Source organism: Variovorax sp. GW821-FHT09A10 (assembly GCF_059418385.1).
The window spans coordinates 1,231,531-1,256,963 of sequence record NZ_JBWKPT010000002.1 but is presented as its reverse complement, the minus strand read 5'-3'; the positions used below and the strand labels follow the sequence as shown (position 1 = coordinate 1,256,963).

At 70.6% G+C, this 25,433-nt stretch carries 25 protein-coding genes; 11 read left to right on the top strand and 14 right to left on the bottom strand.

Going from position 1 to position 25,433, the window contains the following annotated elements:
• Positions 1–35: 35 nt before the first annotated feature.
• Positions 36–890 carry a hypothetical protein gene (locus AC07Q9_RS12630; protein WP_495309737.1) on the top strand — a complete coding sequence of 285 codons (855 nt, stop codon included), beginning with the start codon at positions 36–38 and terminating at the stop codon, positions 888–890.
• 197 nt (positions 891–1,087) lie between these two features.
• Positions 1,088–1,432, top strand: a complete 345-nt coding sequence (locus AC07Q9_RS12625) for a hypothetical protein (RefSeq protein WP_062481853.1) — start codon at positions 1,088–1,090, stop codon at positions 1,430–1,432.
• Positions 1,433–1,523: 91 nt separating this feature from the next.
• Here the strand turns inward: AC07Q9_RS12625 and AC07Q9_RS12620 are convergent, their stop codons facing one another.
• The gene (locus AC07Q9_RS12620) at positions 1,524–2,108 is read right to left on the bottom strand and encodes a DNA-3-methyladenine glycosylase I (RefSeq protein WP_495309735.1); all 585 of its coding nucleotides are present in this window, start codon (positions 2,106–2,108) and stop codon (positions 1,524–1,526) included.
• A gap of 48 nt (positions 2,109–2,156) precedes the next feature.
• Here AC07Q9_RS12620 and AC07Q9_RS12615 point away from each other — a divergent pair, with 48 nt between their 5' ends.
• On the top strand, positions 2,157–3,896 hold the full coding sequence (locus tag AC07Q9_RS12615; protein ID WP_495309733.1) for a dipeptidase: 1,740 nt from the start codon (positions 2,157–2,159) through the stop codon (positions 3,894–3,896).
• Positions 3,897–3,915: 19 nt separating this feature from the next.
• Here the strand turns inward: AC07Q9_RS12615 and AC07Q9_RS12610 are convergent, their stop codons facing one another.
• The 11 genes from AC07Q9_RS12610 to AC07Q9_RS12560 form a co-directional block, all read right to left on the bottom strand.
• Entirely contained in the window at positions 3,916–4,992 is a 1,077-nt protein-coding gene (locus AC07Q9_RS12610) for a M48 family metalloprotease (RefSeq protein ID WP_495309731.1), read from the bottom strand.
• Between the two features lie 180 nt (positions 4,993–5,172).
• A complete protein-coding gene (locus AC07Q9_RS12605; protein WP_495309729.1) occupies positions 5,173–6,192 on the bottom strand; it encodes an AraC family transcriptional regulator in 1,020 nt (339 codons plus the stop codon).
• A 50-nt stretch (positions 6,193–6,242) separates the two neighbouring features.
• Positions 6,243–7,430: a serine hydrolase domain-containing protein gene (locus AC07Q9_RS12600; protein WP_495309728.1), complete on the bottom strand. Its 1,188-nt coding sequence runs from the start codon at positions 7,428–7,430 to the stop codon at positions 6,243–6,245.
• 195 nt (positions 7,431–7,625) lie between these two features.
• On the bottom strand, positions 7,626–7,955 hold the full coding sequence (locus AC07Q9_RS12595; protein ID WP_495309726.1) for a chaperone modulator CbpM: 330 nt from the start codon (positions 7,953–7,955) through the stop codon (positions 7,626–7,628).
• A 2-nt stretch (positions 7,956–7,957) separates the two neighbouring features.
• Positions 7,958–8,920, bottom strand: a complete 963-nt coding sequence (locus AC07Q9_RS12590; protein ID WP_495309723.1) for a DnaJ C-terminal domain-containing protein — start codon at positions 8,918–8,920, stop codon at positions 7,958–7,960.
• Positions 8,921–8,972: 52 nt separating this feature from the next.
• Positions 8,973–9,626 (bottom strand): histidine phosphatase family protein, encoded by a 654-nt coding sequence (locus AC07Q9_RS12585; RefSeq protein WP_095947490.1) that lies wholly within the window; start codon positions 9,624–9,626, stop codon positions 8,973–8,975.
• Positions 9,627–9,629: 3 nt separating this feature from the next.
• Positions 9,630–12,026 (bottom strand): penicillin acylase family protein, encoded by a 2,397-nt coding sequence (locus AC07Q9_RS12580; protein WP_495309721.1) that lies wholly within the window; start codon positions 12,024–12,026, stop codon positions 9,630–9,632.
• Positions 12,027–12,129: 103 nt separating this feature from the next.
• Entirely contained in the window at positions 12,130–12,711 is a 582-nt protein-coding gene (locus tag AC07Q9_RS12575) for a glutathione S-transferase family protein (RefSeq protein WP_495309719.1), read from the bottom strand.
• A gap of 40 nt (positions 12,712–12,751) precedes the next feature.
• Positions 12,752–13,390: a CDP-alcohol phosphatidyltransferase family protein gene (locus AC07Q9_RS12570; RefSeq protein ID WP_495309718.1), complete on the bottom strand. Its 639-nt coding sequence runs from the start codon at positions 13,388–13,390 to the stop codon at positions 12,752–12,754.
• An 89-nt stretch (positions 13,391–13,479) separates the two neighbouring features.
• On the bottom strand, positions 13,480–14,226 hold the full coding sequence (locus AC07Q9_RS12565; protein WP_495309716.1) for a glutamine amidotransferase: 747 nt from the start codon (positions 14,224–14,226) through the stop codon (positions 13,480–13,482).
• 34 nt (positions 14,227–14,260) lie between these two features.
• Complete coding sequence (locus AC07Q9_RS12560) at positions 14,261–15,163, bottom strand: LysR family transcriptional regulator (protein WP_489057151.1); 903 nt, start codon at positions 15,161–15,163, stop codon at positions 14,261–14,263.
• A gap of 144 nt (positions 15,164–15,307) precedes the next feature.
• Here AC07Q9_RS12560 and AC07Q9_RS12555 point away from each other — a divergent pair, with 144 nt between their 5' ends.
• The 3 genes from AC07Q9_RS12555 (at position 15,308) to AC07Q9_RS12545 (ending at position 18,354) form a co-directional block, all read left to right on the top strand.
• Positions 15,308–16,462 carry a CaiB/BaiF CoA transferase family protein gene (locus AC07Q9_RS12555; protein ID WP_495309713.1) on the top strand — a complete coding sequence of 385 codons (1,155 nt, stop codon included), beginning with the start codon at positions 15,308–15,310 and terminating at the stop codon, positions 16,460–16,462.
• Between the two features lie 53 nt (positions 16,463–16,515).
• Entirely contained in the window at positions 16,516–17,484 is a 969-nt protein-coding gene (locus AC07Q9_RS12550) for a Bug family tripartite tricarboxylate transporter substrate binding protein (RefSeq protein ID WP_495309711.1), read from the top strand.
• A 243-nt stretch (positions 17,485–17,727) separates the two neighbouring features.
• Positions 17,728–18,354, top strand: coding sequence for a hypothetical protein (locus AC07Q9_RS12545; RefSeq protein ID WP_495309709.1), 627 nt, complete (start codon positions 17,728–17,730; stop codon positions 18,352–18,354).
• A gap of 20 nt (positions 18,355–18,374) precedes the next feature.
• Here the strand turns inward: AC07Q9_RS12545 and AC07Q9_RS12540 are convergent, their stop codons facing one another.
• Complete coding sequence (locus AC07Q9_RS12540) at positions 18,375–18,920, bottom strand: SRPBCC family protein (protein WP_495309707.1); 546 nt, start codon at positions 18,918–18,920, stop codon at positions 18,375–18,377.
• Between the two features lie 40 nt (positions 18,921–18,960).
• Positions 18,961–19,320 (bottom strand): ArsR/SmtB family transcription factor, encoded by a 360-nt coding sequence (locus AC07Q9_RS12535; RefSeq protein ID WP_495309704.1) that lies wholly within the window; start codon positions 19,318–19,320, stop codon positions 18,961–18,963.
• Positions 19,321–19,495: 175 nt separating this feature from the next.
• Between AC07Q9_RS12535 and bla the strand changes: the two genes are divergently transcribed.
• From bla to AC07Q9_RS12510, 5 genes are all read left to right on the top strand, one after another.
• The gene (gene bla, locus AC07Q9_RS12530) at positions 19,496–20,383 is read left to right on the top strand and encodes a class A beta-lactamase (RefSeq protein ID WP_307693962.1); all 888 of its coding nucleotides are present in this window, start codon (positions 19,496–19,498) and stop codon (positions 20,381–20,383) included.
• Between the two features lie 47 nt (positions 20,384–20,430).
• Positions 20,431–21,426 carry a LysR family transcriptional regulator gene (locus tag AC07Q9_RS12525; RefSeq protein WP_144004416.1) on the top strand — a complete coding sequence of 332 codons (996 nt, stop codon included), beginning with the start codon at positions 20,431–20,433 and terminating at the stop codon, positions 21,424–21,426.
• Between the two features lie 141 nt (positions 21,427–21,567).
• On the top strand, positions 21,568–23,139 hold the full coding sequence (locus AC07Q9_RS12520) for an AMP-binding protein (RefSeq protein WP_495309699.1): 1,572 nt from the start codon (positions 21,568–21,570) through the stop codon (positions 23,137–23,139).
• Positions 23,140–23,159: 20 nt separating this feature from the next.
• A complete protein-coding gene (locus AC07Q9_RS12515) occupies positions 23,160–24,398 on the top strand; it encodes an acyl-CoA dehydrogenase family protein (protein ID WP_495309697.1) in 1,239 nt (412 codons plus the stop codon).
• Between the two features lie 34 nt (positions 24,399–24,432).
• Positions 24,433–25,431 carry a tripartite tricarboxylate transporter substrate binding protein gene (locus AC07Q9_RS12510; protein ID WP_495309693.1) on the top strand — a complete coding sequence of 333 codons (999 nt, stop codon included), beginning with the start codon at positions 24,433–24,435 and terminating at the stop codon, positions 25,429–25,431.
• The last annotated feature ends 2 nt before the right edge of the window (positions 25,432–25,433 follow it).

The window sequence follows — 25,433 nt, the reverse complement described above, 5'->3', positions numbered from 1 at the left end:
AAGGGCGCGGGATCGCGGCGTGCCAATAATGCGGGATGTCCTTGCTGTCCCGCCTGTCGTCGCCCCGTTGCCTCTTGTTGCTGTCGTTGCTCCTTGCCCCCTTGACGGGGTGGACGCAGGACCGCGCGCAGGCCCTGCTCCAGTTCGAGGGCGTGCAGGCGCGCTACCAGAACGCCTACGGGCCCGGCGCCGTGTCGCGCGGCGCGCGCGAGCTGCTGGAACCGCCCGACCTGGCCATTGCCGACAAGGCCCTGCAGTCGCTCGACGTGGCGGCCGGCCGCGCCTTCGATGTGAACGCCTCGGTGGCCGCGATCCGTCAGGACGTGGCGGCGGCCGGGCAGGGCGCCGCCGCGCCGGCGCCCCAGGTGCTGGAGGCCGTGGCACGCCTGGCGAAGCTGCGCGCTGACTACGCCGCGATGGACGAGCCTGCCAAGGTGACCTTCTTCCATCAGCAGCACGCGCGGCCGGCCGACCCGGCGCGCGTCGAGCTGCTGTCGCGCATGACGGTGGCCGAGGCGCGCGAGATCGATTTCTCGAGCCAGCTGCTCATGAGCGCGGTGGTCAAGCAGCTGGCGCGCGGGAATGCCGGGCAGTTCAGTTCGCTGCCCGACCGCACGCTCGACACCGCGCTCGATTCGCTGTGGTCGCGCGGCGTGACCTCGCCGCGTCCGCGCAACCTGATGACCGTGGCGCGCGAGTTCGAGAAGCTGGTCACGCAGGCGCTGCTGCTGGCGCTGCCCGACGCCGACGTGGCCGCCTTGCTCGCGTGGCGCAACGAACCGCAGGCCGCCGCCGAGCGCGAGGCGCTGCTGGGCAGCTACCGCGCCGAGGTCAAGGGCAGCGGCGCGGTCGCGATCCGCACGCTGGTGCGCAGCTGGGGGCGGCCCTGAGACTTGACGACAGAGCCCCAAAGTTCGCAAACTCTCAGGGTTTTGTACGAAAAAGTTTCACGCGAACCCCGCATGTCGGAAAGTTCCCCGTGATTGTTTCAATTCCGTGAACACTGCGATTCAGATTGACTGGGGTTTACCCTAGGAATTTGGCGCACACTTCAGGGCATCCAAAGCCCAATCAAGAAGGAATTGAAATGAAGACCTCGAACATCCTCGCCGCCGCCGCTCTCTCCCTGCTCGCCGCCGCTGGCGCCGCCCACGCAGAGACCTACGAAGGCGTTCACGCCGTGACCTCCGGCTACAGCCGTGCCGACGTGGCACCGCAAGCCGTGGCCGCTGCCCGTGCCGGCAACGAATACAGCGACGCCGTGTCGGCCAGCGTGGCCCCCGTGCTGGCCTCGTCGGTGGACCGCGCCTCGGTCCGCGCCGAAGCCGTGGCAGCTGCCCACGCTCCCGGCCAGAATCTGCGCCGCGAATCCTTCGCCGGCAGCGTGATCCCCTCGCAGGCACGCAGCTTCACGCGCCAGGCTGGCCTGTGATCGACGGCGGCGCAAGCCGCCTCGGTTAGCAAGACCACCACCCGAAAAGACCGGACCGTGCGACAGCACTGTCCGGTTTTTTCATGCCTGTTCAGGCGCGGCGGTGGTCGCGATGGCAATGGCAGTCGGGCGCATGGTCGTCGACGATGCCCGTGGCCTGCATCCAGGCATAGACGATCACCGGGCCGACAAACTTGAAGCCGCGCTGCTTCAGCGCCTTGGACATCGTTTCGGACAGCGGCGTCTGCGTGGGCACCGTGCCCGTGGTGTTGACGACCGGCTGGCCGCCCGCCAGGCCCCAGACGAAATCGGAGAAATCTTCGCCCGCCGCCTGCATCGCGAGGTAGGCCTTCGCGTTGCCGATGGCGGCCTCGATCTTGGCGCGCGAGCGCACGATGCCCGCGTTTTGCATGAGGCGCTCGACGTCGGCCGGCGTGAAGCGCGCCACGGTCTCGGGCACGAAGCCCTCGAAGGCCGCGCGGAAGGCGTCGCGCTTGCGCAGGATGGTGAGCCACGACAGGCCGGCCTGGAAGCCGTCGAGCATCAGCTTTTCCCACAGCGCGCGGCTGTCGCGTTCGGGCACGCCCCATTCGGCGTCGTGGTAGCTGGCCAGCAGCGGATCGGTGCGGGCCCAGGCGCATCGCGGGGGTGAGGAAAGGCTGTCGTCGTGAGGCATGGCTCGGCTATCGTCGGGGAATGTTTTCGGAATGAGGGGGTGACCCTGATGCAGCAGTCTCGTTTTTCATTGTCGGCGCTTTCGCTGGCCCTCATGGCGCTCGCCGTCGCTGTCCCGGCCGGTGCCGAGACCCTCAAGAAGCCCGCGCTCGACCAGCTCGCCGCCGCCTGGAAGGGCGGCCGAACGGCACCCGACTTCAAGGCCTTCCTGGCCCAGGCCGCGCAGGCCCAGCCCGCGCTGCAGCCCAGCGTGGCGGCCTACACCGGCGGCAAGGCGCTGGCGGGCGACGACCTCGTCAACATCGCGCGCCTGCTCGGCCTGTACAACCGGCTGCAGAACCAGCAGGCCGTGATCGCCAGCATCGGCACCATGGTCGCCTTGCCCACCGTGCGCAACGTGCAGGTGCCGCCGCACGAGAGCCCGCCGATGGTCGCGTTCGGGCAGCTGGTCGAGAAGATGGCGAAGGACTTCGGGCTGGGCTATCGCAACGTCGACGGCCGCATCTTCGAGGTGAGCCTGAAGGGCCGGGGCAGCGAGGAGTTCGGCATCCTCACGCATGCCGACGTGGTGCCGGCCGTGCTGTCCGAATGGGTGCTCGACGACGGCACGCGCCTCGACCCCTTCGCGATGACGCGCGTGGGCGACTTCCTCTACGGGCGCGGCACCATCGACGACAAGGGCTCCATCGCCGCCGTGCTCTATGCCATGAAGGCCGTGAAGGACAGCGGCCTGCCGGTGGAGCGCGGCGTGCGCCTGATGATCGAGACCACCGAGGAAACCGGCGGCGACGCGATGCAGTACTACCGCGACAAGACGCCGCTGCCGGCCTACAACATCGTGCTCGACAGCAAGTACCCCGCGGTCGTGGCCGAGAAGGGCTCGGGCGCGCTCAAGGTGTTCTTCCCCGCGGAAGCGGCCGACCCCGCCGCAACCGCCATCACCGCGATGAGCGGCGCCGCCTCCGCCAACGCCATTCCGCAGACCGCGACCGCCACGCTCAAGGGCGGCGACCTAGCGGCCGTGGCCGCGAAGCTCGAGGCCGCCAAGGCCGCCTTCGTGCGCAAGTACGAAAGCCAGGGCGGCAAGTTCGCCATCGACGTCGCGCGCGGCGCCGAGGCCGTCGAGCTGAAGGTCACGGGCACCTCGGCCCACGGCTCGCGGCCCGAAGAGGGCGTGAACCCCGTGCCGCGCCTGGCGCTGTTCCTGAAGGAGTCCGGCGTGCCGCTGGCCGCCAATCCCCATCTGCGCGCCGTGCAGTACATCGACGCGCTCTACGGCACCGGCTACCTCGGCGAGAAGATGGGGCTGGGCTACCAGGACGACTTCATGGGTCCGCTCACGATGTCGCCCACGCTTGTGCGCATGGGCGCCGACGGCCGCCTCGAAGTGACGGCCAACGTGCGCATGCCGCGCGGCCGCACGCCCGACGAACTGAAGGCGCAGGTGGCGGCCAAGGTCAACGGCTGGGCCACGGCCAGCCAGGTGAAGCTGGAGCTGGCCTACGACCAGGGCAACTGGATGGCGCGCGACCCGAAGGGCGCGTGGCTCTCGACGCTGCTCAACATCTTCGGCGACACCACTGGTCTGGAGGCCAAGCCCGTGCCCACCGCCGGCAGCACCACGGCCAAGCTGATGCCCAATGCCATCAACTTCGGCCCCGCGATGCCCGGCAAGAAGTACACGGCGCACAACGCCAAGGAATACAAGGAAGTGCCCGACCTCGACGCCGACATGCAGATGTTCACCGAGATACTGGTGCGCATCGGCAACCTGCAGCAGATGCAGTAGCGGCCGGCGTTGCGGCGCGTCAGGACTTCGATTTCGCCAGGGGCACCAGGGGTGCCCCGTTTTTCTTCTTGGCCTGGATCTCCGCGATGGTGCGCCGCATCGCGACGAAGCGCTTGGCAGAGCTCGGCGGAGCGCTCATGAATCCCTTCTTCTTCGCGCCGGCCGTGTGCACCCCGAGCTCGCGCCAGATCCGTTCGGCGCCGTCGATGTCGTAGCCCGCCGCGGCCACCATGTAGAGGCCGAGGTAGTCGGCCTCGGCGTCGAACTGCTGCGAGAACGGCGACGACAGGGCCTCTTCCGCCATCCCGGTGCCGCCCAGCGCGCCATCCACGAGGCTGGCCGCGATGCCCACCGCGCGGGTCTTGCCGCCATGCGACAGCACGCCGTTGGCCAGCTCGTGCCCCAGCACGATCGCGAGGTCGCGGTTGTCGGGAAAGAAGCGCATCAGCGCCGAGTTGACGACGATCTCGTGCCCGTCGTTCTCCGCATGGACCTCGTTCTTCATGCGCGTGATGGCGGTGTAGTTGCACGCCGTGGTGTACGGCAGGCGCAGCGCCGTCGACTGGCCCTCGCGCTGCACCACGGCTTCCAGCCAGCCCTCGCGTTTGACGGGCTTGGCGCGCGCGGCGTCGATGAGCACGTCGTTGAGCCGGTCGATTCCTTGCTCGCCGGTGGGCAGCGGCTTGCCGCCGACCGAGAGCAACACGTCCCCGGCGCGCAGGGGCGTGGCCGGCGCCTGCTTCCTGTCGAGCGTCCACAGCACGGTCAGCCGGTCGCCCAGGTGCAGGGTCTGCTTCGCCGCCGCGCGTTCTTCCTTCTCGAAGCTCCACAGGCTGGCGATGTGCGCGCCCAGGCTGGCCCGCACGTCGCCGCCGCAGAACGGCGCGCTGTGCTCCAGGAGCGGGATCGCCACGTCGTCGAGCCGGCGCTGCAGCGTCATGCGGTGGTTCAGCGACAACGACTGCTGCAGGGACTGTTCCTGGACGACGTCAGGGTCGTCGCTGGCCGGCCGGATGGAGGCGGCGCAGGCCGTGAGGACGAAGGTGGCTGCGATCGACGCGCAGGCTGGGAAGAAGGACGGGCGAGGGTTGTTCATTCGCTCAAGAGGTGCTCGGCATCGGTCGCATCCAGGCGCGGACGCGATGCCGGATGCCGTCGGGGGAAGGGGGATGTCCCGGCGGCGATGGCGACCGGGATTTCCAGGCAAGGCGAGGTGTCCCGCCCGCTGGAATTGTGGGAGCGCCAACGCGCCCCAAGCTGAAGATCAGATGAAGGCTCAGCCTGCCTTGCGCGCGCGCAGCGTGGCCGACGGCAGCTCGCCGAAGCGCTGCTGGTAGGCCGCGGCGAACAGGCCGAAGTTGGCATAGCCCCATGCCTGCGCCACCGAGCGCACCGTCGCGCCGGCGTCGGCCATCAGCAGTTCGGCGCGCACGCCCTGCAGGCGCTGCTCGCGCAGTGCGCGCATCGGTGTGGCCTGGCGGTATTCGCGAAAGGCGCTGTTCAGCGTGCGCACGCTGACGCCCGCCACGCTCGCCAGTTCACCGAGCGTGGGCGCGTGCTGGGCGTGCTCGCGGATGTGGCGCTCGGCCGCCAGCACATGCCGCGGCGCCATGCGGTGCTGCACGGCTTCGGCCGGGTGCGCCAGCTGTTCGCGCCACTGGGTCAGCACGTGCACGCCGATCATCTCTTCGAGGTGCCGCCCCAGCGGGCCGCTGTCGACCGCCTCGGGCAGCTCGGTGACGCAGCGGCACGCATACGACAGCAGCGCGATCCAGCTCGACTGGGCGCCGCCGAACTTGAACTTGCGCGTCCACAGCCGCTCGTCGGCGGGTGCGCCGAACCAGCGCGCGTGCAGCGCGGCCAGCGCGTCGTGCGAGAAGCTGAGGTTGACCTGCAGGTGGTTGGCATCGAAGTCCACCCAGTAGTGCGTGCGCGAGGTGTCGACCACGAAGGCGTCGCCCACGCCGGTGTCGGCATAGACGTTGGCTTCGGACCAGTGGCGGCCCGCGCCGCGCACGGTTGTCAGCACCATGCCAACGCCGCTGTCGGGCGAGAAGTCCTTGATGTTCACCGGAATGCCGTAGTGGAACCGGCTCAGCGTGAAGTGCCCGATGCGCGTGGCGTCGAGCACCGAGTCGGGCGTGCGCGCCCGCCCGATGGGCGTGACGCGGTAGGGCATGTAGATGCGGTCCGACCAGCGCCGGATGTCGTCCCAGTCGTGCGAGGCCACCAGGCGGTGGCGCTCGCTCGGCTGCCCGCGGGCGTCGGTGACCAGCACGTTGCGGATCGCATCCATCGCGCACCTCGGTTCAAGGAGAAGAAGGCGCCGCGCCCCGGGGCAACGGCTCAGCGGTGATGGTAAACCGCGGTCTCGAAAGCCACGAAGCCCGGGTAGCTCGCGCAGTCCTGGAACGGCAGGATCTGCGTCGCCCAGTAGCCGCCGAGGCCGCTTTCGCGGTCGATCCAGAAGAAGCTGTTGGCCAGGCCCGCCCACATCAGCGAGTTCGCCGGGCGGCCCGTGGGGGCGCGCTCGCGGTTGGTCATGAAGGTGTAGGCCCAGCCCTTGTCGGTGCCGGGCAGGAATTCGCCCGTGTTGCTCAGCGCGGGCACCGACGTGCGCCAGCCACCCACCGACAGGTCCATGGCGGCCAGGCCGTCCTGCGCCATGCGCTGCACCGTGTCGGCCTTCAGCACGCGCCCGTGCGGCCCGGCGCCGTCGTTCAGCACCATGCGGATGAACTTCATGTACTCGCCCACGGTGGCATACAGGCCGTGGCCGCCCATGTCCATCGGCGGCGGCTCGGGCAGCACCAGCTCGGGCAGCGGCGTGAGCCGGCCGTCGGCCGCGCGGTCGTGGATGGTCACGCGGCGCGCCTTCATCGACTCGGACATCCCGAAGCCGATGTCCTGCATGCCCAGCGGCTCGAAGACGCGCTCCTTCATCACCTCGCCAAGGCGCTTGCCGCGCTGCTGTTCGACGATGCGGCCCAGCCAGTCGATGTTGGCGCCGTAGGTCCAGGCCGCGCCCGGCTCGTGCAGCAGCACGGTGCGGATCGATTCGAAGCTGCCCGACACCACCGTGGGAATGTTCAGCGCGGCGCGGTACTTCAGGTCGTCTTCGCTGAAGAACTCGTAGCCCAGGCCCGAGGTGTGCAGCATCAGGTCGTTGACCGTGATGCGCCGGCGCGGCGCGCGCGTGCGCGGCCGGCCGTCGGCGTCGAAGCCGTCGAGCACCTGCAGTTCGTCGAGCTCGGGCACGTAGGCGCCGGCCGGGTCGGAGAGCGAAATCTTGCCTTCCTCGATCAGCTGCATCACGCAGGTGCCCGTGATCGCCTTGGTGGTCGAGAAGATGGCGAACACGCTGTCGGTGGCCATCGGCCGGTCGAGCCCGAGTTCGCGCGTGCCGGCGGCGCCTTCGTAGAAATTGCCCGTGCGGTCGGTCGCCATCGCGACGACGCCGGGGGCGCCGCCGTGGCGGTGAACGGTCTGGTGCAGCGTTGCGTCGAGCGCGGTCTTCAGCCTGTGCGAGGTCATGCCTTCTTGTCTCCTGTGTGAGGAGGCCGGGCGGTGTGTGAAGGGTTGCCTGCGCGCCGGCCTGCCATGCGAAATTCCGCAGGCAGCGGCAATCTAGGGCCGCAGGCTCACCGATCCTGTTCGCAAATGGCGAGCGGCTGTGCGGATCTGGCAGTCATTGCATGCGCGTGACCCGCGACGCGCGCGCGGCGCCTTTCAGCCCACGCCGTGCGCCTGCAGCACCGCCTTCAGCCGCCGCACCTCGTGCTGCAGGTCGAGGATCAGTGCGGCGGCGTCCAGGTTCACGCCGAAGTCGCGTTCGAGCCGGCGCGCTTCGAGCGCATGCTGCAGGTCGGTGCTGGAAAACTCCCAGCGTTCGGGCGGAGCGTCGGTCGTGGTGACCTGCACGATGCCCACTTCGACCAGTTGCACGACCCAGGCGGTGTCGGCGCCGCAGGCGTGCGCCAGTTCGTTCGCGGCCAGCGGGTGCGAGACGCCGATGGCCGTGGTGGTGGTGGTGGTGGTCACGGAAGAAAAGTTCGCCATGCTCAGACTCCCAGGTGCTGGCGGGGGTTGAACGAGGAGGTCGCCTGCGCGAGTTGCGCGTAGGCGCTGCGCGCGGCCTCGCTGTCGGCGGGCGGCAGCGCGATCTCGAGCAGCAGGTACAGGTCGCCGGGCGTCTTGCCCGCGAAGCCGCGGCCCTTGAGCCGCAGCTTCATGCCGCCGCGTGCGTTGGGCGGCACGGTGACCTCGACCACGCCGCCGGTGGGCGTGGGCACCTGCACCTGCGCGCCCAGCGCGGCTTCGGCGGGCGTGACGGGCAGCGTCATGTACAGATCGCGCTCTTCCACGCGGTACAGCTTGTGCGGCGCGATGCGTACCTCGAGGTACAGGTCGCCGGCCGGCTCGCCGCCGTGGCCGGGCATGCCCTGGCCTGCGAGGCGGATGAACTGGCCAGGGTGCACGCCGGGCGGGATCTTCACGCTGAGCGTGCGGTTTTCCCACTGCGGATGGCCCTGCGCGTCGAGCGACTGGGCGCGCAGCGTGAGCTCGCGCTCGGCGCCGTTCAGCGCGTCTTCGAGCGTGATTTCGATGGCCGCGTGGTGGTCTTCGCCGCGCGCGCGGTAGTTCTGGCGCGTGGCGCCGCGCCGTTCGGCGTCGCCGAACATCGACGAGAAGAATTCGCTGAAGTCGGCGTGGTCGGCCGGGCCCTGGCGCGGGCCGCGGTGGAACTCGTAGCCGGTGTCCCAGCCGGGCGGCGGCTCGAAGCTGCCGTCGGGCCGGCCGCCGCGTGCGACACGGTCGGCCAGCGCGTCGTAGGCGGCGCGCTTGTCCTTGTCGCCGAGCACGTCCTTGGCCTCGTTGATGTCGCGCATGCGCTGCTCGGCGTCGGGCTCCTTGCTGACGTCGGGGTGGTACTTGCGGGCGAGCTTGCGGTAGGCCTTGCGCACCTCGTCGTCGGACGCGGTGCGTTCGACACCCAGTGCGCTGTAGTAGTCCTTGAATTCCATGGTGGTGGTGATTCCTTTCGGTGGACGGCGTACAGGGCGACCGGGCGCTGGTTCAGGCCAGGGCGGCTCCGCCGTCGGCGTGCCGCTGTTGCAGCGGCGTCACGGCCCATGTGGGGCCGGCACGTGTGAAGCGCAAGGGTTGCGCGTTGCCGAAGATGCTCGCATCGACCGCCACGCCCAGCAGCGCGGCCAGCGCGTAGAGCGTGCCGCCGTGCGCCACCACCAGCACCGGCGCGGGCTGCGCGGCGAGCGCGGCGGCCAGCGCCTGGCGCTTGCGGTCGACGAACTGCGCCAGCGTCTCGCCCCCCTCGGGCTCGCAGGCCCAGTCGATGTTCGCCGACGAGGTGCCGATGAGCGCGCCGAAGTTGCGCTCGCGCAGGTTCTCGTGCGCGCTGGGCACGAGGCCCAGGGCGCGCGCCACGGTGTGGGCGGTGTCGAAGGCCCGGCGCGCGTCGCTGCACACGATGGCGCCGATCGGCTCGCCGGCCAGCAGCTCGGCCGCTTGTACCGCCTGCTGTTCGCCGAGCGCGCTCAGGGGCTCGTCGGGCGCCTGGAAGACGCGCAGCGCATTGCGCCCGGTCTGGCCGTGGCGCAGGAAGTAGAAGTGATCGCAGGCCGGGGCGAGCGGCTGCTCGGCGGCCAGGCGGTTCAGCAGGTCGATGCCCGTGGCGGCGTGGGCGGGAAAGGGGACGGTGCTCGAGGACATGGTTCAGTACGCCAGCTGCAGCGGCTTGCCTTCGCGCTGCGCCTGCACGTCGGCCGGGTGGAAGGGCAGCGGATGCCACTGCTTGGCCGCGAACAGCGGCAATTGGTCGTAGGCGCGCGGCGAGGCCGGGTCGCTGCTCTGGCCATAGGTGAGCAGGCCTTGCGCCACGGGGCCGCGCGCGTCGAAGGTCACGACCTGCATGTAGCTGCTGCCGTAGTTGACGGCGTAGCCCTTCGGGTCGATCTGCGGCTGGCCCTGCGATTCGAGCTTGTTGAGCACGCCCTCGAACTCGTCGCCGCCGGGCAGCGCGATCTTCTGGCCGCGCACGGTGCGCGACTGCGGCACGCCCAGCGCCACGTCGGCCGCGAAGCCGGCGGTGCGCACGGTGCCGACCGCATCGCCCAGCGCCTTGAACACCGCCTCGCGCGTGGCGGGCGTGGCCATGTCCAGTCCGGTGGGCGTGGTCACGGGCTGCGCCGGGTCGAAAGGCACGCGCCAGACCTTCGGCAGGTCCTTGGCCTTGCGCCAGAACTCGCGGAACAGCGCCGCGCCCTTCGACTCGGCGTTGCTGGTGCGGTCCCAGGCGGAGAGCACGCGGCAGCCCAGGGCCTGGTCGGCGCTCAGCGCGGTGCCGGCGGCGGTGCACGCGGTCTTCAGGTCGTCCATCACCAGCATGCCGGCGAGGTTCCTGTCGCGGAAGATCACGCTGCGCAGCTCGGCCGCGCCCATGCGGTTGCCGGGCAGGCCGTCGGTGCCCGCGAGGCGGCTGCGGATTTCCATGATGGCGCTGCGCGTGCGCAGCCGCTGCGGCACGCCGACCGGGCCGACCAGCGGTGAGACGCCCGCCATCGGCGCCGTCTCGGGGTTGCTGAGCCAGAAGCTGTCGTTGCTGTTCTGCACGTAGTCGGGCGTGATGACGACCGGCATGCGGACCGGCGCGATGATGCCGGGCGCGGCGGCGCTGGGGTCGCGGTGCCAGGCGCAGGCGCTGCGCGAGCCGTCGAGCACGGGCAGGCCGGCGGCGTTGAGCAGCGCGGCGGCAGCCGGCGAGGGCGCGCAGGCCTTGAGCATCTCGGCTGACACGTCGGGCACCACCGACAGGTCGGCGTACATCGCGTTGCCTTCGCGGTCGGCCGCCAGGGTGTTGATCCACGGGATGCCCTGGTTGCCCATGGCGGCGCGCAGCTCGGCGACGTTGCGGGCCCGGCCCATCTTCATCCAGCTTTCGGCGGAGCGCACGTTGAGCGTGTTGGCGTCGCGGATCGCATAGGCCTTCTGGGCGGTCCAGCCCAGGCCGGCGCGCGGCAGCGAGACCACGGGGCCCCAGTCGGTCGCGTAGAAGGTGTGCTGCACGGGCGCGCCGCCGGCCGTGGCGGCGGCCGGCAGTGCGACGGTGCGCGCGACCATCTTCTTCGGCTGGCCGTCGACCCAGTACACGGTCGGGTCGTTGGGGTCGAGCTTGAGTTCGTACAGCGTGAAGCGCTTGCCGGTCGACACGGTGTGGGTCCAGGCCACGTCCTTGTTGAAGCCGATCGACACCACCGGGCTCAGGCCGCCGGTGGCGCCCATCACGTCGAGCTGGCCGGGGATGGTCAGGTGCATCTGCCAGAAGCGGTTGGTGCCGTTCCAGGGGAAGTGCGGGTTGCCCAGCAGCAGGCCCTGGCCGTCGGGCGTGGCGTTGCGCCCGAAGGCCCAGCCGTTGGAGCCCAGCTCGCCGCCTTCGGGGTTGGCGTTGAAGCTGTGGCGGCCGATCTCGGCCACGGCCTGCTCAAGCGCGACCGGCGCCGCGCCGGTCTTGGCGCCCGGGGCCGGCGGCACGGCGGCCAGCACCGCGCCGGCCAGCGCACCCAGGCCGCCCTGGATCATCGATTGTTCGGTGGCGCGCGCCAGGTCGGCGGCCGTCATCGGGCGCACCCAGGGCTGGCCGCGGCAGGCTTCGGGCAGGCCGCCCGGGCCCACATCCTGCAGGTAGCGGTTGTAGCCCGCCACGTAGCCGCGCAGCGCGGCCTTCACCTCGTCGCTGGTGGTGGCCGCCGCGCGGGCCAGCGCCGCGTCGTCCATGTGGTAGCGCACGAACAGGTCGATCTGCGCGTTGGGCATGCGGCCCAGGCCGAAGTCGCCGGTGTTCTGCGCCCCGAGGAACTGCGCGCGGTCGCCGCGCAGCGTCAGCAGGTGCTCGGCGGTCTGGCAGACGTTGTCCTGCGCGTGCGCGTAGGCGGTACCGTAGGCCAGGCCTTCGTAGTCGGGCGCCGTGATGTGCGCGATGCCGAAGGTGGTGCGCTCGATGCTCACGCTGCGGCTGCCGGGCGGCGGCGTGCTGGCACAGGCCCCGAGCAGGGCGACCAGGCCCAGGGAGAGGGCCGTCAACGAGAACCGGGAGCGCGAGGTGTTCGAAGTCATGGGGCGGGCGTGAGGTGGAGAAAAGGGTCGAAAAAGAGGGACCGATTAGAGGATGAACCTCCGCCGCGCACTGTCGCCAGCGCGGCACGCCTTGCCGCTTACTTCAACCGAACTTCATGCCTCTGGGCCGCGCCTGCAACCGGTGGATGTACGCGTCGAGCTTGGGCCGGTTGGTGCGCCCGCCGAAGGCACGGTGCCAGATGAGCATCGAGCCGATCATCACGTCGGCGGCCGTGAACTGGGCGCCGAACAGGTAGGGGCCGTCGCCGAGCTCGCGTTCGACGGCGTCCTTGGCCTGCTCGAAGTCGGTCCAGCCGCGCGCGCTGTTGTTGCTCTTGATCTTCAGCAGGCTGTCCCCCATCGAGGGCTCGAGCTGCGCGGTCGAATAGACCATGAGCGACAGGTAGCGCCCGCGCTCGGGCGTGCCCACGGCCGGTGCCAGGCGCTTGCCGGGGTACTTCTCGGCGATGTACATGCAGATGGCCGCGTTCTCGAAGATGCGGGTGCGGCCGTCGACCAGCGCGGGCAGCTTGCCGGCCGGGTTGATCTTCAGGAACTCGGGGCGCTTGTGGGCGCCCTCCCGGATGAGGGTGGGCACGATCTCGTAGTCGACCTCGGCCTCGTCGAGCATCCACCTGGCGACCTGCGCACGGCTGTGCGGGTCGAAATACAGCTTCATCGCCATGCGGGGTCCCCTTTGTCAGGTGGGTGAGATGGGCGGGTTGTCAGAACTTGGGAATGCGCAGGGTCTTGCTGATCATCAGCGTGCCCGAGAGCGCGAACAGCAGCACCAGCGGATGCAGCTGCCAGGGGCCGAGCGTCCAGGCGCCGCCCCACACGTTGGCGCCGAGGGCGCCCTTCGAGGCCGCGCAGGCCAGCACGCCCACCAGCACCACGCTGGTCGGGATCGGCGTGCCTTCGAAGTACTTCACCTTGTCGGCGCCGGCCGAGAGCGCCTCGGCCGTCACGTTGTAGCGCGCGAGCCGGCTCACGCCGCAGCCGACAAAGTAGATGAGCACGGCGCAGTCCCAGCCGCCGTCCAGGCCGGCGGCGAAGCCGAGCGCGGCGGGCAGCACGCCGAACGAGATCACGTCGGCCAGCGAGTCGAGTTCACGCCCGAGCGCCGATTGGGTCTGGCGCCAGCGCGCGATGCGGCCGTCGAGCACGTCGAAGATGAAGGCGGCCGGGGCGAGCGCCGCGGCCCAGTAGAAGTGCGCGAGCGACTGGCTGCGCATGAAGGCCATCGCGAAGAACACCGCCCCGACGCCGCAGGCCGCGTTGCCGAGCGTGAAGACATCGGCCAGGTGAAAGCCGCGGATCATCGAGAAGTGCTTGCGGGCCGGCGGGGACGAAGGCATGGTCATGAAGGCGGGGAAAGCTGCGAAAGGAACCGCACCTTAACCCAAGCGGGGCCCGCTTTTTGTAGTCGCGCGCCGACGCCCCGTCGGCGCGCTCAGACGGCGGGCTGCGCCTTGGCCTCGACGATCCGCGCGAAGCGCCCGAGCAGCCCCGCCGCCGCGTCGGTGGGGCGCACGCCTTCGCGCAGCGCCGCGGCATCGAGCCCGTCCGCGGCCAGGTCGCGGGCCAGCAGCTCGATGTAGCCGCCCATGGTCTGGGCGTCGAACTCGGGGTGGAACTGCAGGCCCCAGGCCTGCGCCCCCACGCGGAAGGCATGGACGGGCTCGTGCGCGCTGTGGGCCAGCTTCACCGCGCCCTCGGGCAGGCGCAGCGCGCTCTGCCAGTGGATCGCCTGCGCCGGGAACTGCGCGGGCAGGTCGCCCAGCAGCGCGTCGCCGGCGGCGGCCGCGTCGAGCGTGACGGTGACCGTGCCGACTTCGGGGCCGCCCGGGTGGTGGCCGGCCTCGCCGCCGAGTGCGTGCGCCAGCAGCTGGTGGCCGTAGCAGATGCCGAGCACGGGCGTGTCGCGCGCGACCAGCTCGGCGAGCCAGGCGGCGGTGGTTTCGCTCCAGGGTTCGCGGTGCGACACCATCGCGTGCGAGCCGGTGACGACCACGCCCGCGACCTGGCCGGGTGCGGGCAGCGTGTCGCCGCGGCGCGGGTCGACCACCACGAGGGGCAGGGTCTGCGTGCCGAGGCCGTCGGCGATCCAGTGCTCGAAGTCGCCGCGGCCTTCGCGCAGCGCGTCATGGGTGTCACCGACCTTGACGATGACCAGGGGATACGGGGGCGTGCTGTGCATGGCGTCGATCATGCCGCAGCGCACCGTGCGCCGGTCAGCGCCGGGAGGATTCCCGACGGTGCAGCAGGTCCATGAAGGCGCGGCCCACGGGCGAGGGCGAGCGCCCCGCGCGCGTGACCAGCCCGATGGGCCGCGACATCAGCGGGCGCTGCAGCGGCACGGTGGCCAGCTCGTCGTTCTGCGACAGCTGCAGCGCGAGCCGGGGCAGGGCGGTGAGCCCCAGCCCGGCCGCCACCAGCGCGCCCGCCACGGCCACGCTCGGGTATTCGAGCGCGGGCTGCACCTGCAGGCCGCGCTGCAAGAAGGCGGCGTCGGTGATCGGCCGGATGCTGCTCTGGAAGCTGCTCGCAATGAAGGGCCGCGTCGCGAACACCGACCACGACACCGAGGCGCGCGCGGCCAGCGGGTCGTCGCGCCGGCACAGCAGCACGAAGGGATCGTCGCGCAGGTGGCGGTACAGCAGCGGCTCGTGCGGGCCGGGGCGCACGCTGAGGCCGAAGTCGGCGCGGCCTTCGTCCACCGCGGCGCGCACCGCATCGGCCGGCCCTTCGATCAGCGAGAACTGCACCTGCGGATGCTGTTGGCGGAACTCGGCAATGGCGCCGGGCAGCAGCGCCACGCCGGTCGAGGGCAGCGCCGCGATGGTGAGGTGGCCGCTGCGGCCTTCGAGGAACTGCGACAGCTCGCTGAACGAGCTGTTGAAGTTCTCCAGGATGCGCAGCGCAATCGGCAGCAGCTCGCGCCCCGCCGGCGTGAGCTCGACGTGCCGCGTGTCGCGGTCGAACAGGCGCGCGCCCACCAGGTCTTCGACGATGCGCACCGTGCGGCTCAGCGCCGGCTGCGACACGTGCAGCGCCTGCGCAGCGGCGCGGAAGTTGGTGGTCTTCGCGACTTCGACGAAGGCCTCGAGCTGCTGCAGCGTGATGTCGACTCGCACGGACGCGGTTCCCTCGGGGTGGCTGTGGATTGATCCATCCAAGTTATCACAGATATAGGAATATTGTTCTTCACAGATCAATGCGCGACGCCGAGACTGGCGCATTCGATACACGGAGACAAGGGGCCCCCGCGCCCCCGTGACATGGACACCAAAATTCTGGAAGGCATCCGGGTGCTCGAGCTCGGACAGGTGCTGGCGGGGCCCTTCGCGGGCGCGATCCTGGCCGACCTCGGCGCCGACGTCGTGAAGCTCGAGCGCGTCGAGGGCGGCGACGACGCGCGCCACATGGGCCCGGCGTTTCGCCACGGCGACGCGCTCAACTTCCACGTCTTCAACCGCGGCAAGCGCTCGGTCGCCATCGACCTGAAGAGCGAAGAGGGCATGGCCGCCTTCGAGACCCTGGCGGCTGGCGCCGACATCCTCATCCACAACCTGCGACCGGGCGTCACGCAGTCGATGGGCATCGACGGCCCCTCGCTGTGCGCGCGCCATCCGCGGCTCATCTACTGCGAGATCTCGGCCTTCGGCCACACCGGCCCGCTGCGCATGCAACCGGGCTACGAGCCGCTGATCCAGGCCTTCAGCGGGCTGTCGAGCATCAACGGCGGGCCCGACGATCCGCCCATGCGCACCGGCGCCTCGGTCTGCGACCAGGGCACCGGCATGTGGGCCGTGATCGGCGCGCTGGCGCTGCTGCAGCGGCGCCACCTCACGGGGCGGGGCGGCGTGGTGAGCACCTCGCTGCTGGAGACCGCGCTGGTCTGGACGGGGCAGAAGGCCGACGCTTACGTCAACGAAGGCCGGCTGCCCGATCGCCACCGCTCGGGCCACCCGGGCTTCGTGCCCTACGAATCTTTCGATACCGCCGATGCGCCGCTCCTGATCTGCTGCGGCAATGACCGGCTCTTCGCCAAGTTCGCGCACGAACTCGGGCGCGACGACTGGACCGCCGACGCGCGCTTTGCCAACAACCGCCAGCGGCTGCAGCACAAGGCCGCGCTGTTCGACGAGATCGGCCCGCTGCTGCGCGCGCGCACCCGCGCCGACTGGATGGCGCGCTTCACCGCCGCCGGCGTGCCCTGCGCGCCGGTGCACACCGTGCCCGAGGCCGTCGCGCATCCGCAGGTCGAGGCGCTGGGCATGCTGCAGGCCGTGCCGGGCGAGGACTTCCGCCTCACGGCGCTGCCGATGTCCATCGACGGCGTGCGGCCCGCGCACCGCGCGGTCGCGCCCCGGCTGGGCGAGCACAACGCGGCGCTCGGCGCGCCGCCGGTGCCGCCGCGCGACAGCATTTGAGCGACCGCATCCTTTCCCGCTTCAAGAACTACATCCCACCGGAGACATCACCCATGCGCACTTCCATCTTCCGCCTCGGCGCGGTCCTGGCCTTCGCGGTCGCGGCGGCGGCACCTGCCCAGGCGCAGGACTACCCCGCCAAGCCGCTCACCGTCGTCGTGCCCTTCGCGGCCGGCAGCGGCACCGACCAGCAGGCGCGCAGCATCGCGCAGGCGCTGACCACCGAGTACAAGGTGCCGGTGATCGTGGAGAACCGCGCCGGCGCCAGCGGCTTCCTGGCCGCGCAGTACGTCGCCAAGGCCGCGCCCGACGGCTACACGCTGCTCATGAGCACCAACACCACGCACGCCGCCAACGAGCACCTGTACAAGAAGCTGCCCTACGACCCGGTGAAGGACTTCACGCCCGTCGCGCTGCTGTCCAAGGGCCACATGCTGCTGCTGGTGGGGGCCGATTCGCCGATCAAGTCGGTGGCCGACCTCGTGGCGGCGGCGAAGAAGTCGCCGGGCAAGCTCAACTTCGGCAGCGGCAGTTCGTCCAGCCGCGTGGCGAGCGAGCTGCTCAAGCAGATGGCCGGCATCGACATGGTGAACGTGCCCTACAAGAGCAACCCGATGGCCATCACCGACCTGCTGGGCGGGCAGGTCGATTTCATGTTCGCCGACGCGCCCACCGCGCTGCCGCACGTCAAGAGCGGCAAGCTGCGCGCGCTGGCCGTGAGCGGCGACAAGCGCCTGGCCGCCGTGCCCGCGCTGCCGACCGTGGCCGAAGAGGGCGTGAAGGGCTACGACATGTCGTACTGGACGGCCGTCTACCTGCCGCCGGGCGCGCCCGCGGCCGTCACGCGCAAGCTCAACGAGATGCTGGTGAAGGTGTCGGCCTCGCCGGCCATCGTCGCCTACCAGGCCATCTCCAGCGGCGAGGCCGCCACCGGCACGCCCGAGGCGCTCGCGAAGTTCCAGGCCGACGAGTCGCAGAAGTGGGGCCGCGTGATCCGCGCGGCGGGCATCGAGCCGGAGTGAGTCGTTGAGGACGCCGGCGCGGCGCGTCGGGGTTTCCTTTGTGCCGCCTTCGACGGCTTTGTTCTCGCTTTCAGCGCGGGCTCATCCCGGCGGGCGTTTCTTTCGGATTCGTCCGATGGCCTGCCGCGGCTGATTTTCCTAGAGTGCTTCGTTCCCTGCGCGCGGGCCATTTTGCGGCCTGCCTGCGCTTCTTTCCCTTCGTTCGATGGCGGCCTTTTTGAATGAAGGCGCCCGAAGCACTCCATGTCTTTGTCCCGATTCTTTTCTTTCCCTCCGCGCCTGCGCGCGGGCCGCTGGGTGCTCGCCGCGACCATGGGGGTCGCGGGCTGCGGCCCGGTCGCGGTCACGCCTTCCGTGCCGCTGCCTCCTCTGCCGCCGCCCTCCGAGCCGATGCACATGGTCGCGCCTGTCGCGGTGTCTTCTGCTGCGGTTGCGCGCAGAGGGGGCGTGTACCGGACGACACCGGCCGTGGCGCCCGAGCTGGCGCAGGTCGTGTTCTTCCGCCCTGCGACGTCCACGCCCAGCGCGGGCGCCGCGCATGTGTATGTCGATGGCGAGTTCCACGCCGCGTTGATGCCCAACGGCTTCACGCGCCTGTGCGTGGCGCCGGGTGCGCACTCGCTGGAGGCCTACATCGACGACGCGCCGCTGTACGCGGGCAAGTCGCAGCCGAAGACGCAGGCGGTGCTCGAAGGTGGGCAGACGGTGTTCGTGTCCGTGTCCGAAATGGGCGAGGGCGCGCCAGTGCCGCATGGGAAGCGCACCGCCGAGCGCATGCTCAAGGGCGCGCGCGAGCAGCGGCAGGTGATCAGCCGCGCAACCCGCGTGCAGCCCTGCCGCGAACCTTCCGAGCCCGCCCGCCGGGCCTGACGCGGCCCGACGGTCTTTGTTCAGCGGATGTGCGTCGCGTAGGCCGCCTCGGCGGCCTCCAGCTGTGTCCAGAAGCCTTGCGGCGCGCGCCCGTGCAGCACCTCGTCGAGCACGCCCAGGTGCGCGTGCCAGCCGCTGGCCACGCTCAGCGTTTCCTTGCGGTCGGGCAGGCGGCGGTGCGTGAGCACCAGGTGCGTCGCTTGCGGGCCCTGCGGCGACAGTTCGAAGCTGACCTCGGACGCGCCCTCGCGCTCGCTGCCCCAGCTGATGACCAGCAGGGTCGGCGGCTCGATGCGCAGCACGCGCGAGTGCTGCACGTGGGTTTCGCGATAGGCCGCGAAGCGCTCGGGCGCCACCTCGCCCGACAGCTCGGTGTGCTGGAAGCGCAGCTCGAACACCGCACCCGGCGCCTGCGCCATGGTGCCGCCGGCCAGCCAGCTGCGGCGCTTCTCGGGATCGACGAGGTAGGTCCACACGCGGTCGATGGGGCCGGGCAGGGTGCGCTCGATGCGCAGGGTGCCGGGCTCGGTCTGCGTGCCCAGGCTGTGCTTCAGGGTCGTGGTCATGGGTCGGTGCTCCTTGGGTGAATGAGGGGAGAGAAGGCGCTCACGCGCGGCTGCGGCCGTCGGCGTGGGCATCGCGCTGCAGCGCATCCGCCAGCGCGTCCAGGCGGTGGTTCCAGAAGACTTCGTACGCGCGCAGCCAGGCATCGGCCGTGGCGAGCGCCGCCGGTTCGAGCCGGCACACGTGCGCGCGGCCCTGCACGGTGCGCGACACCAGCCCCGCGCGTTCCAGTGTCTTGACGTGCTTGGAGGCGCCCGCGAAGGACATGCGAAACGGCGCGCCCAGCTCGCCCACGCTGCACTCGCCCTGCGCGAGCAGCTGCAGCATGGTGCGCCGCGTGCTGTCGGCCAGGGCGTGGAACACGGCGTCGAGCCGTTCGTCTTCGACTTCAAGTTCAACCATGAAGTTGAATATAGATCGGTTCCAAATAAAATTCAACCCGAAGGTTGAATGATGAAATGGCGTTACACCTGATACACCCGGGACGCCGTGCGCGCCCCGGGCGCTGGAAGCGCGGCGGCGGCGCTCCTACGATGCCTTTCATTCCATCCACTCGCGAAAAGAAAGACGCACGCACATGAACCCTCTGATCCAGCGCCGCACCCTGTTGCTCGCCGCCGCCGTGACCCCGCTTGCCGGCGCCTGCAGCGCATGGCCGAAGAAGGGCGCGCCGTCGGACGCCGAAACGCAGCTCGCCGAACTCGAGCGCGCCTGCGGCGGGCGCCTGGGCGTGTCGGGCTTGCACACCGGCAGCGGCGCGCGCCTGCAGCACCGTGCGCACGAGCGCTTTCCGCTGTGCAGCACCTTCAAGCTGGTGCTCGCCGCGGCCGTGCTCGAACGCAGCGCGACCGACGCCAGCCTGCTCGGGCGCCGCATCAGCGTCGGCAAGGGCGACCTGGTGTCCCACTCGCCGGTCGCCGAGAAGCACCTCGCCACCGGCATGACCGTGAACGAGATGTGCGCGGCCACCATGCAGTACAGCGACAACGCCGCCGCCAACCTGCTGCTGAAGGTGCTGGGCGGTCCGGCCGCCGTCACCGCGTTCGCGCGGCGCATCGGCGACACCACCTTCCGCCTCGACCGCACCGAGCCCGAGCTGAACACCTCCATCCCCGGCGACCCGCGCGACACGACCAGCCCCGCGGCCATGGCCGACACCGTGCAGCGGCTCGCGTTGGGTGATGCGCTCGGCGCGCCGCAGCGCGAGCAGATGCGCGAATGGCTGCTCGGCAACACCACCAGCACCGAACGCTTCCTGGCCGGCGTGCCCAAAGGCTGGCGCGTGGGCGACAAGACCGGCGCGGGTTCTTACGGCAGCACCAACGACGTCGGCGTGCTGTGGCCGCCGTCGGGCGCGCCGCTGGTGCTGTCGGTCTACCTGACCTTCCCCGACAAGGACGCGAAGAACCGCAACGACGTGGTCGCCGAGGCCACGCGCATCGCAGTGAGGGCCCTCGCGGGCTGAGTCGGCGACGGGGCCACAATGGGCGCCCCATCTTTCCCCGTCGCCCCATGGACCTGAGGTCTCTTCGCTATTTCATCGCGGTGCTCGAAGCCGGCAGCCTGTCGCGCGCGGCCGCGTCGCTGTACGTGGCGCAGCCTGCGCTGACCGCGCAGATCAAGAAGCTCGAGGCGGAACTCGGCACGCAGCTGTTCGACCGCTCGCACGTGGGCGTCACGCCCACGGCCGCCGGGCTGCAGCTGTACCAGGACGCGCGGCGCCTGCTGTCGGATGCCGCGGCCATGCGCGAGCGGCTGCAGCGCGCACCCGACGGGCCCGAGGGCTCGGTCACGGTGGCGGTGCCGTTCCTGCTGGCCTCGCTGCTGCTCGGGCCGGTGCTGGCGCGGCTGAAGCAGTCGCACCCGCGCATCCGCGTGTTCGTGATCGACGACCTGAGCCTGATGGTGCGCAAGGCCATGGTCGATCGCCGCGCCGACATCGGCCTGCTCGTCGACACCCCGAGCGTCGAGGGGCTGGACGTGCGTCCCTTCGTGCGCGAAGGCATGTTCCTCTGCGGCTTCGATGCGAAGGGCGAGGTGGCGGCACTGCTCGGAAAAAGTGCGAAGGGTGGGCGTGCGAAGAAGGGCGCGCCGGTTCGCCCCACGGTGCCTTTCGCACGCGCCGCGAGCCTGCCGCTGGTGCTGCAGTCGCGCCGCTTCAGCATCCGCCAGCGCGTCGAGGCGGCGGCCGAGGCCGTGGGCGTGGAACTCAACGTGGTGCACGAGCACGACTCGGCGCGCGTGCTGCGCTCGCTCTACCTGGCGGGCGCGGGCTTCACGGTCACGCCGGCCTGCGCGCTCGCGGACGGGCCGGGCGATCAGCCGAACTGGTTGATTGCACGCATCGTCGAGCCCGAGCTGGCGCGCACCTACCACCTCGCCACGCCGGCCGGCAAGGCGCCCGATGCGGCCACGCAGGTCGTGAGACAGGCGCTGGCCGACGAGGCGCGATCGATGATCGCCTCGGGCCGCTGGGACGCGCAGTTCCTGGGCGACGGCAAGGCGTAGCCATCGCGCACGGCGGTGCCGTGTGCCGGGGCCATCATCTTTTGTGATGGCCGCGCATCAGCAATCGGTATTTGTTGTGCGGCGGCGTTGTTTGCGAAAGTTCTCCCCACGGTGCACAGGCACCGGCCTCAAGGAGACAACTTGCCCTCACTTTCGCCCGAGGTCGCCAACGTCGGCGAACTCGCATCCCGCGCCGCCCGCCTGCATGCCCGGCAGATCGCCGTGACCAGCCCGCAGCGCGCCTGCACCTACGAACAGCTCGACCGGCGCGCCAACCGCCTGGCCAATGCCCTGCGCGGCCTCGGCCTGCAGCGCGGCGACCGCGTGGGCGTGTACCTGCCCAACTGCGTCGAGATCGTCGAGCTGGAGCTGGCCTGCTACAAGGCCGCGCTGGTGAAGGCGCCGATGAACGCGCGGCTCGCGCCGGTCGAGGTGGCCGAGGTCATCGAGAACAGCGACGCCGCGCTGATCGTCACCACCGCCGCGCGCGCCGAGACCTTCCTGCCGCTCTTGAAAGGCGCGGCCCCGAAGCTGCTGCTGCTCGACGCGGCCGAAGGCACGCCTGCTTCCTACGAAGGCCAGCTGGCACGCGCGAGCGACGCCTTCACCTGCGAGCGCGTGCGCGCCGACGAGCTGGCCGTGCTGCACTACACCTCGGGCTCCAGCGGCGTGCTCAAGGCCGCGATGCAGACCTTCGGCAACCGGCTGGCGCAGCTGCGCAAGTTCCTCTCGCGCAGCGAAGGCCTGCGCCCCGGCGACCTGCTGGGGCTGGTGGGGCCGATCACGCACGCCTCGGGCATGCAGATCGTGCCGGCGCTGTGCAGCGGCGCGACCATCCGCCTGTTCACCGGCTTCGAGCCCGCGCGCTTCCTGGACGACATGAAGAAGGAGCGCGTGACCCACACCTTCATGGTGCCCACCATGATCAACATGCTGCTGGCCGAGCTGCAGGGCCGCTACCGGCCGCTGCCCGACTTGCAGCGCCTGGGCTACGGCGCCGCGCCGATGGCACCCGCGCGGATCATGCAGGCGATGGACGTGTTCGGCCCCGTGCTGTCGCAGGGCTACGGCGCGGGCGAGACCACCTCGGGCGTGTGCGGCCTCTCGGTGGAAGACCACCTGTTCGCGCGCGCTGCCATGCCCGAGCGGCTGGCCTCGTGCGGGCGGCCGTTCCTCGAATCGCTGGTGGAGATCGTCGACGACGAAGGCCAGCCGGTGGCACCCGGCGAGGTGGGCGAGATCGTGGTGAGCGGCGAGGACATCTTCTCCGGCTACTGGCGCGCGCCCGAGCTCACGGCCGAGGTGCTCAAAGAGGGCCGCTACCACACGGGAGACCTCGCGCGCGCCGACGACGAGGGCTACATCTACATCGTCGATCGCAAGAAGGACATGGTCATCAGCGGCGGCTTCAATGTGTACCCCTCGGAGGTCGAGGCCGTGCTGTACCAGCACACGGCGGTGGCCGAGGCCTGCGTGTTCAGCGTGCCCGACGACAAGTGGGGCGAGGCGGTGGCCGCGCACATCGTGCTGAAGCCGGGGGCCTCGCCCGACACGGCCGGGCTCGACGACTTCTGCGCCGCGCGGCTGGCGGGCTTCAAGCGGCCGCGCCGCATCGAGTTCGTCGAGTCGCTGCTGAAGAACGCCAACGGCAAGGTCGCGCGCAAGGCGATCCAGACGCCGTACTGGGCCGGCCACGCGCGCCGCGTCAATTGAACAAGAGCGAAGAGAACGACATGGACACCACGCTGACCCCTTCCGCCGCAGCCACCGAGGCTTCGGCCATCCGCGCGCCGCTGTTCGACGGCCCCTTCGAGGGCTCGCCGCGCGCGGCCGAATTGATCGCCCGCATCGGCGACTTCCTGAATGGCGAGCTGGCCGAGCTGGTGCGCGAGAAAGGCATCGACCACGAGCACGGCCCCGACAGGGAGACGCTGCGCCACGTCTGGCGCCGTTCGCACGCGATGGGCTTCTACGGCATGACGCTGCCGCCGGCGATGGGCGGCCTGGGCCTGTCGCTGGTCGACCATGTGCTGGTGAAGGAGTCGATCTACGCCAGCGGCTCGCCGCTCGCGCCGCATGTGTTCGGCGAACTCAGCGGGCCGCCGCGTGTCGGTGCACTGGCCAAGTTCGCGACACCGGAGCAGATGGCGCAGTTCATCCGTCCCGTGGCGCAGGCCGAGAAGGCGATCTGCTTTGCGCTCACCGAGGCCGAGGCCGGCTCCGACGCCGGCGCGGTGCAGACGCAGGCGCGGCGCGAGGGCGACGTGTACGTGCTCAACGGGCGCAAGCGCTTCATCTCGGGCTCGCCGTTTGCCGATCTCGCGGTGCTCATGGCGTCCACGTCGGACGATCCGGCGCGCCGCGAGGTGACGGCGTTCTTCGTCGACCTGACGCAGCCGGGCGTCCAGGTGCAGGCGGGCTACAAGACCATGGCGGGCCAGTCGACCACGGGCGACATCGTGCTCACCGATTGCCGCGTGCCGGCAGCGAACCTCATCGGCGAACCCGGCAAGGGATTGGCGCTGGCGCTGGGGCGCATCACGGTCAACCGGCTGCTGCATTGCCCGGGCATGGTGGGGCTGGCGACCGTGGCGCTGAAGGACGCACGCGACTACGCGCGCACGCGCCGCCAGTTCGGCCGCGCCATCGCGCAGTTCCAGGCGATCCAGCATTCGCTGGCCGACATGGCGACGCAGCTGTGCGCGGCGCGCGCGCTGATGCTGTCGACCGCGCGGCAGATCGACGCCGGTGGCGACCCGCGCGCCGAGGCCTCGATGGCCAAGCTGTTCTGCTCGGAGGCCGCGTTCCGCGTGGCCGACGCGGCGGTGCAGATCCATGGCGGCGAAGGCATCGTGCAGGGACGGCGCGTGGAGTTCCTGTTCCGCATGCTGCGCATGTACCGCGTGCTCACGGGCACGAGCGAGATCCAGAAGAACATCATTGCGCGAGAGCTGATTGGCGATGCGGCCTGAGGCCGAAACAGACCACCCGGAGACAACACAAGCCATGACTCTCATCAATGCCAATCGCCGCGCGCTGTGCGGCGCGATCGCGGCCTCGGCGCTGCTGCCGGCCATCGCGCGCGCGGCCGGTGCAACCGCTGCCCCCTGGCGGCCGACCCGCCCGGTCAAGTGGGTCGTGCCGTACCTCGCGGGCACCGGCCCGGACAACGCCGCGCGCATCCTCGCGGAAGCGCTCGGCCCCTTGCTGGGGCAGCCGGTCGTCATCGAGAACCGGGGCGGCGCGGCCGGCAACATCGGCGCGCGCCAGGTCGCACGGGCCGCGCCCGACGGCTACACCTGGATCTACTCGAGCGCGCCCATGGCCGCCAACATGCGCATGCAGCAGAACCCGGGCTACGACGCGCTCAAGGACTTCCGCCACATCATGCGGCTGACCACCTCCGACGTGCTGCTGGTGGTGAATGCGGGCTCGGGCATCCAGACGCTGCAGGAGCTGGTGGCGCGTGCGCGCGCCAACCCCGGCAAGCTCGACTACGCCTCGGGCGGCGTCGGCACGCCCTCGCACCTGGGCGTGGAGCTGTTCCTGCAGGCGGCGGGCGTGCAGGCGACCCACGTGCCGTACAAGGGCGCGTCGGAAATCGTCAACGCGGTGCTGGGCAACCAGGTGAACTTCGGCATGCCGATCTTCTCGGTGGCGCTGCCGCACGTGCAGGGCGGCAAGCTGCGCGCCCTGGGCGTGGCCAGCACCAAGCGCAACGCGGCCTTGCCGCAGGTGCCGACGCTGGCCGAGCTGGGGCTGCGCGGCGTCGAGCTCACGTCGTGGGGCGGTGTCTCGGTGCCGGCGGGCACGCCCGACGCCATTGCGGCGCGCATCTACGAGGTGTTCGGCCAGGCGCTGAAGCAGCCGTCGGTGATCGCCGCGCTGACCGAGCTGGGCAGCGAGGTGAGCCCGTCGACGACCGAGGCCTACGTGCAGGGCTTCGCGAGCGAGATGGAGCTGACCGAACGGATGATGAAGACGGCGAAGCTGCAGCCGTTGTAAGA